This is a genomic window from Candidatus Sodalis sp. SoCistrobi (assembly GCF_900143145.1).
GTDB lineage: Bacteria > Pseudomonadota > Gammaproteobacteria > Enterobacterales > Enterobacteriaceae > SoCistrobi.
The window spans coordinates 1-6842 of record NZ_FRDB01000163.1; the positions used below are offsets into that span (position 1 = coordinate 1).

Genomic DNA, 6842 nt, shown 5'->3' on the forward strand with positions numbered 1-6842 from the left:
TGCTCATGCTGAGTTTCCAGCACTAGATTAACTGCCCGTTCACGGACTTCCGGAGAGTAACGTTTGGTCGTTGTCATAGAGACCTCCACTTTTAAAGTATAGACTCTAATTTATCCGGGGTGATTCACACAGACGGGAGGAAGCCCATGCAGGCTTAACCGTGGCTGAGCGCAGACAAAAAGGCGCTCATGCAGGGTGGGTTGTGGCTGAGCACAGGCAGGCAGAATGGCGACGCCAGGGATCACATGGGCGGACGCAGACGAAAGGTCACTAAGCGGTCAACGTGGGCCGGTGCAGGGGGGCAAGCACGATGCCCGCCCCACTGCCCGGGCAGGAGGGGCGCCGGCGATAAAGGAGCGCGGTGGGCGCTCCTGTGCCGCGGGCTTAAGCCAGCCAGTCCTCGATTTGCCGCTGGATCCCCGCGCCGTCGAGGCCCAGATCCGCGCGGATCTCCTCTTGGCTGCCTTGGGGAATAAAATGGTCCGGCAGACCGATATTCAATACCGGCACCTGCAGCCGCTGCTGCATCACATACTCGTTTACGCCGCTGCCGGCGCCGCCCATGATGGCATTCTCCTCGACCGTCACCAGCGCCTGATGGCTGGCGGCCAGCTCGCTTATCAGCGCGCCGTCGAGGGGCTTAACGAAGCGCATATCCACCAGGGTGGCATTTAGCGCTTGCGCCGCGTGTTCGGCTTGGGGCAGCAAGGTACCGAAATTGAGAATCGCCACGCCGGCGCCCTGACGGCGCACCACCCCTTTACCCAGCGGCAGCTCATGCAAATCGGTGAGCGGAGCGCCGGTGCCGTTACCGCGCGGGTAACGCACCGCGCTTGGGCCCGCCTGGTAGTGATAACCCGTGTGCAGCATCAGCCGGCATTCGTTTTCATCGCTCGGCGTCATAATGACCATATTGGGGATGCAACGCAGGTAGGAGAGATCAAACGCGCCTTGGTGAGTTTGCCCGTCGGCGCCGACCACGCCGCCACGATCGATGGCAAACAGTACCGGCAAATTCTGTATCGCGACGTCATGGATCACCTGATCGTAGGCGCGCTGCAAAAAGGTAGAATAGATGGCTACCACCGGGTGATAACCGCCAATGGCCAGCCCGGCGGCAAAGGTGACCGCATGCTGCTCGGCGATGGCCACATCAAAATACTGGCGCGGATATTGGCGCGAAAACGCCACCATGCCGGAGCCTTCGCGCATGGCGGGCGTAATCGCCATCAGTTTGTCATCGTCGGCGGCGGTGGCGCACAGCCAGTCACCGAAAATGGCCGAATAGGAGGGGCAGCCGCCGCCGCTTTTCGGCAGGGTTCCCATGTGGGGGTCGAATTTCGGCACCGCATGCCAACTGATAGGGTCTTTCTCGGCTGGCGCATAGCCACGGCCTTTTTTCGTCATGATATGCAGCAGCTGCGGTCCTTTTTTGGCCCGCATATTCTTCAGCGTCTGCACCAGTCCCTGGACATCATGGCCGTCCACCGGGCCGATATAGTTAAACCCCAGCTCCTCGAACAGCGTGCCCGGCACCACCATGCCTTTAATGTGCTCTTCGGTGCGCTTCACCAGCTCTTTAATCGGCGGAATACCTGACAGCACCTTTTTGCCGCCTTCGCGCAGGGTGGAGTAGAGCTTGCCTGACAGGATCTGCGCCAAATGATTATTCAGCGCCCCGACATTTTCCGAAATCGACATTTCATTGTCGTTCAGCACCACCAGCAAATCGGATTTGATATCGCCGGCGTGATTCATGGCCTCGAAGGCCATGCCGGCGGTGATGGCGCCATCGCCGATAACACAAACCGTGCGGCGGCCCAATCCCTCATGTTCCGCCGCCACCGCCATACCGAGGCCGGCGCTGATGGAGGTGGAGGAATGGCCGACCGACAGCTGGTCGTATTCGCTTTCGCCACGCCAGGGAAACGGATGCAGGCCGTTACGCTGGCGAATAGTAGCAATACGGTCCCGTCGCCCGGTCAGGATTTTGTGTGGATAAGCCTGATGGCCGACATCCCAAATCAGCTGGTCGAACGGCGTGTTGTACACATAATGCAGCGCCACCGTCAGTTCCACCGTGCCCAGCCCCGAGGCGAAATGGCCGCTTGAGCGGCTTACGCTGTCGAGCAGAAATTGCCGCAGCTCGTCGCACAGCGCCACCAAACTCTCTTTGGGCAACTGACGCAGTTCCATAGGATTGTCAGCCAGGACCAGCGTCGGATACTTCTTGATATCAAGGCTCATGGGGTACTCATATCTGAGGTGTAAAAAACCGCATCACTTATTTATCACGTTCAATAATATAGCGCGCCAGCGCCACCAGCGTGGCGGTATCGTAACCGAGGGCGGCGACACATTCTAAAGACGCCAGGGATTCCTGATACAGATCCTGGGCCTTGGCCCGCGCCATGTCCAGCCCCAGCAGGGCCGGATAGGTGCTTTTACCCAGTGCCTGGTCCGCTCCCTGACGTTTGCCGGTGGTCTGGCTGTCGCCCACGACATCAAGAATGTCGTCTTGTACCTGGAAAGCCAGGCCGATGGCGGCGGCGAAACGATCCAGATAACCCAGCGCCGGACCGCCGCGTTCCCCGGCCGCCAGCACGCCCATCCGCACCGCCGCGCGAATAAGCGCGCCGGTCTTGTGGCGGTGAATCGTCTCAAGTCGTGCGGCGGAAACCTGCTGCCCCTCGGCCTCTAAATCCAGCGCCTGTCCAAGACACATACCGTCGGCGCCGCTGGCGGCGGCCAGCGCCGAGATCATTTGTAGCCGATCCTGTGGCGACACACCCGGGATCTCCGCGTCGGCCAGAATGCTGAAGGCCAGCGTCTGCAGCGCATCGCCGGCCAGAATGGCGGTCGTTTCGCCAAATTTGACGTGGCAGGTCGGTAACCCGCGGCGCAGCGCATCGTTATCCATTGCCGGCAAATCGTCATGAATCAGCGAATAGGCATGGATACACTCAATCGCGGCGGCCGGTGCGTCCAGGCTTGCGGCGGTAAGCCCGAACAACCGGCCGGTCTGGTACACCAGGAACGGGCGCAGCCGTTTGCCCCCCAGCAAAGCGCCGTGGCGCATGGCCTGGATAAGGGGCGCCTGCGGGTTGGCGAGGGCACTGAGATAACGTTCCAGCGCCGCGTCCACTTGCTGGCGGCTGTTTTCAAGCGCGCGCGCGAAATCAGTCATAGCGCCTCATTTTCCGGCGCAAAGGGGGCAAGCGGAGCGTCTGGCGTGTCGTTTAACAGTATTTGCACCCGCTGTTCCGCCTGTTGCAGGGTTTTCTGCCCCTGTCGCGCCAGCTGCACGCCCTGCTCGAATTCCGTTAACGCTTGCTCCAGCGGCAGTTCGCCGGATTCGAGGCGGGTGACTATTTGCTCCAGTTCTTTTAGCGCAGTCTCAAAACTGGCGGGTTGTTCTGCTTTTTTTGGCATGGTCTGTATCCTACCGATAGATAGCGAAGGCGCCAGTGGCGGCCCACGTTAGCCCAGAGTGCGGTGATAAGCAAATTGCGCCTTAATCCCGCGGCATAAAGTGGTATACTCCGCGCCGACAGGCCGACGCCAGGGCTAACGTGGGCCAGTGTCCCATTATATAACGTGTTGCGGCGCGTTACTCTTTAATGATCAAATAACGACTATCACCATGAAGTTTATCATCAAACTGTTTCCGGAAATCACGATAAAAAGTCAATCCGTGCGGTTGCGCTTTATAAAAATACTCACCAGCAATATTCTTAAACATTGTGATGAGTCGGTGGCGGTGGTGCGTCATTGGGATCATATCGAGGTACGCGCCGGCGGTGAACATCACCGTCCGCTGATAGCCGACGCGTTGACCCGCATTCCCGGGATCCACCACATTCTGGCGGTGGAAGAGCGTCCCTGGCAGGATATGCATGATATTTACCTGCAAACGCTGGCGATGTATCGCGATCGCCTGGTGGGCAAAAGCTTTTGCGTGCGGGTCAAGCGCCGCGGCACGCACGATTTCACCTCCCAGGACGTGGAACGCTACGTCGGCGGCGGTTTAAATCAGAATGTGGAAAACACCCGGGTTAAACTGACTCGCCCCGACGAGACGGTCCTGCTGGAAATCGATAACGATCGACTGCTGTTGATTACCGAGCGCCTGGAAGGGCTTGGCGGCTTCCCCATCGGCACCCAGGAAGATGTGCTGTCGCTTATCTCGGGCGGCTTCGACTCCGGCGTCTCCAGTTATATGCTGATGCGCCGCGGTTGCCGGGTCAATTATTGCTTTTTCAATCTTGGCGGTGCGGCCCATGAAATCGGCGTTCGCCAGGTGGCATACCATTTATGGCGCCGCTTTGGTCAGTCGCATAAAGTCCGCTTTGTGTCTCTTGATTTTGCGCCGGTGGTCAACGAAATTTTGACCAAGGTGGATGACGGCCAGATGGGTGTAGTGTTGAAACGCATGATGGTGCGTGCAGCCTCGGCCATTGCGGAGCGCTACGGTGTTCAAGCGCTGGTCACCGGTGAGGCGCTGGGGCAGGTGTCCAGCCAGACGCTGACGAATCTGCGTTTGATTGACAACGTGTCTGATACGCTTATTCTGCGACCGCTCATTTCTCACGACAAAGAGCATATCATCGCGCTGGCGCGCCAGATCGGCACGGAAGAATACGCCAAAACCATGCCGGAATACTGCGGCGTGATTTCCAAGAGCCCGACCGTGCGGGCGGTAAAAAGCCGCATTGAGCAAGAAGAAGGGCAATTTGATTTTACCGTGCTGGATACGGCGGTGGCGCAAGCGCAGGTGCTGGATATCCGTGAGCTGGTAGCAGAAGAGACGAACCCGCCTGTCGCCGAGGTGGAAACCACTGCCGAATTGGGCAGCGGCGATATCGTGCTGGATATCCGTTCACAGGATGAGCAGGAAGGCTGCCCGTTGGCGCTGGCTAATGTGGCGGTGCAGACGCTACCGTTTTACAAGCTGGGCAGTCACTTTGGCGAGCTGGATCAGAGTAAATCATACTTACTGCACTGTGGCCGCGGGGTGATGAGCCGTTTGCAGGCGCTGTATTTGCGCGAGCAGGGCTTCCAAAATGTGAAGGTTTACCGCCCTTAATTTCCCGGCGGGCGCTTGCAGCGAGAATGCGGCCCGCACCTGCCGTGGGTCCTGTTCTGCGCCCGCCGGTCCGCTTGCCTGACGTGCCGCTAATCTTGAAAATCATCTATGCCCTGAGGCAGCACTAATTGCGCCGCCACCTCGGCCGCGCGTGGCCGGCCGCAGAGTAACGCAATAATGTTCAGAGCGAAATCCATGGCCGTCCCCGGGCCCTGGCTGGTGAGGAGTCGGTGACGCGCATCATACACCACCCGCTTGTCCAGCCAGCGATCGGCGGGAATACGGTCCTTCAGCGCCGGAAAACCGGTCATCTTGGCCTGGCTGAACAGCTGATGGTGCTCTAATACCAAAGCCGGCGCGGCGCAGATCGCCGCCACCAGCTTGCCGCTGAGATGCGCTCGGCGCACGCACTCCAGCAGCAGCGGACTGCGCTGGAAGCACTCGGCACCCCGCACACCGCCGGGCAGCACAATGGCGTCAAATGGCTCCTCCGCCAGTGCCGCCAGCGGTGCGTCGGCCAGCAACCGCACGCCACGCGAACCGACGATGGTCAGTCCGCCATCGTCGTTGACGCTGGCCGCGCGTACCTGAATCCCGGCGCGGACCAACACATCGAAGGTGGTGACGGCTTCGGTTTCTTCACTACCATCGGCCAGACAGAGAAGAATCGTTTTGTCCATAGCTTTCCTCTTTGCGTTTCACCAAATCAAACAGTCGCTGATTCTCCGGCACGTTTAATCCGTGCGCCCGGGCGCGTCGCAGCACATGGCCGGTAATATAATCAATCTCCGAATGCCGCTGGGCACGCACATCTTGCAGCATAGAGGAGACATTATCCGCGGTGCTGCGGATCACCTGGCCGACATAAAACAGCAGGCTTTCATAATGGGTATGATAACCCTCGCGATCCATCACCATCGCCACTTCGCGACAAATGGCCTCGATTTGTGCCGTATAGCGTTCCAGCTCACCGTTGCGACAGTCGTAAATAGCAGTGAGGGGGTTTATGACACAGTTAGCGGCAAGCTTGACCCAACTTGAGGCGGCGATGTTGTTGTGCCAGGCGACTTCCGGCAGCGCTTGGTGCAACACTTCTGCGATAGCGCTGGCTTGCTGCGCCTGACTATTGCCGGGACCGATACGCGTCGTGCCGGCAAAGACATGGTGGACTATGTTCTCTTCACGGTGGGCGGCATGGGTGGTGGTTCCCATAATCAACGGCTGGATCAGGACCGGCAATTCCTCACGCGTGCCGAGGCCGTTATGCAGCAGTAGAATGGCGCAGTCGGCGCGCAGTTGCGGCAATAGCGCCCGTACCGCCCCTGACACCTGCCAGGCTTTTAGCGTCACTAGCAACAGGTCGCTTGCGGCCAGATGCTCGGCGTTATTGGCGGGCAATTGCAATCGGCTTTCCTGCCCTTGTGGGCTGATGACATTCACGGTACAGACCGATTGGGGCACCCGCAGCCATCCCTGGATGAATAACCCCGAGTTTATTAGAGAGTAATTTTGGCAATACTACGCCGCTTCCTCTGATGCTAATTGCAAAGCGTAATAGTTCATTTCGGCTTCAGTAGGAGGGATGTAACCCAGCCGCCCGAGCAGCCTTCTGTTGTTGTACCAGTCCACCCAGTCCACCCAGTCCAGCGTGGCCAACTCCACTTCCGTCCGGTTTTTCCAGCTCCCGCGGTGGATAACCTCCGTTTTGTACAACCCGTTGATACTCTCTGCCATCGCATTATCGTAGGAGTCGCCG

The 6842-nt window shown here is 59.0% G+C and carries 7 protein-coding genes; 1 reads left to right on the forward strand and 6 read right to left on the reverse strand.

Annotated features, from left to right (window positions below):
• Positions 1-384: 384 nt before the first annotated feature.
• Genes dxs through xseB form a run of 3 tightly spaced genes read right to left on the reverse strand, consistent with a single transcriptional unit; the run spans position 385 to position 3432 of the window.
• Positions 385-2247: a 1-deoxy-D-xylulose-5-phosphate synthase gene (gene dxs, locus CINSTRO3249_RS11190; protein ID WP_074013342.1), complete on the reverse strand. Its 1863-nt coding sequence runs from the start codon at positions 2245-2247 to the stop codon at positions 385-387.
• A 37-nt stretch (positions 2248-2284) separates the two neighbouring features.
• Positions 2285-3187, reverse strand: a complete 903-nt coding sequence (gene ispA, locus CINSTRO3249_RS11195) for a (2E,6E)-farnesyl diphosphate synthase (protein ID WP_074013343.1) — start codon at positions 3185-3187, stop codon at positions 2285-2287.
• Complete coding sequence (gene xseB / locus CINSTRO3249_RS11200) at positions 3184-3432, reverse strand: exodeoxyribonuclease VII small subunit (RefSeq protein ID WP_074013344.1); 249 nt, start codon at positions 3430-3432, stop codon at positions 3184-3186. The genes ispA and xseB overlap by 4 nt, the downstream gene beginning before the upstream one ends.
• Before the next feature lie 211 nt (positions 3433-3643).
• On the opposite strand from xseB, the gene thiI reads away from it, so the two are divergent.
• Complete coding sequence (gene thiI / locus CINSTRO3249_RS11205) at positions 3644-5086, forward strand: tRNA uracil 4-sulfurtransferase ThiI (RefSeq protein WP_074013345.1); 1443 nt, start codon at positions 3644-3646, stop codon at positions 5084-5086.
• Between the two features lie 89 nt (positions 5087-5175).
• Here thiI and yajL read toward each other — a convergent pair whose 3' ends face one another.
• From yajL to CINSTRO3249_RS11220, 3 genes are all read right to left on the reverse strand, one after another.
• Positions 5176-5766, reverse strand: a complete 591-nt coding sequence (gene yajL / locus CINSTRO3249_RS11210) for a protein deglycase YajL (RefSeq protein WP_074013346.1) — start codon at positions 5764-5766, stop codon at positions 5176-5178.
• Positions 5729-6583, reverse strand: coding sequence for a 2-dehydropantoate 2-reductase (panE, locus tag CINSTRO3249_RS11215; RefSeq protein ID WP_074013347.1), 855 nt, complete (start codon positions 6581-6583; stop codon positions 5729-5731). Before panE ends, yajL begins: the two co-directional genes overlap by 38 nt.
• 21 nt (positions 6584-6604) lie before the next feature.
• Positions 6605-6842, reverse strand: a 238-nt coding sequence (locus CINSTRO3249_RS11220) for an integrase core domain-containing protein (protein WP_143146883.1), incomplete at its 5' end; no start/stop codon positions are given.

Bases quoted from the DNA above. Each gene is read 5' to 3' on its own strand.
- yajL (WP_074013346.1), bottom strand. From the start codon at position 5,766: ATGGACAAAACGATTCTTCTCTGTCTGGCCGATGGTAGTGAAGAAACC.
- thiI (WP_074013345.1), top strand. From the start codon at position 3,644: ATGAAGTTTATCATCAAACTGTTTCCGGAAATCACGATAAAAAGTCAA.
- ispA (WP_074013343.1), bottom strand. From the start codon at position 3,187: ATGACTGATTTCGCGCGCGCGCTTGAAAACAGCCGCCAGCAAGTGGAC.
- dxs (WP_074013342.1), bottom strand. From the start codon at position 2,247: ATGAGCCTTGATATCAAGAAGTATCCGACGCTGGTCCTGGCTGACAAT.
- xseB (WP_074013344.1), bottom strand. From the start codon at position 3,432: ATGCCAAAAAAAGCAGAACAACCCGCCAGTTTTGAGACTGCGCTAAAA.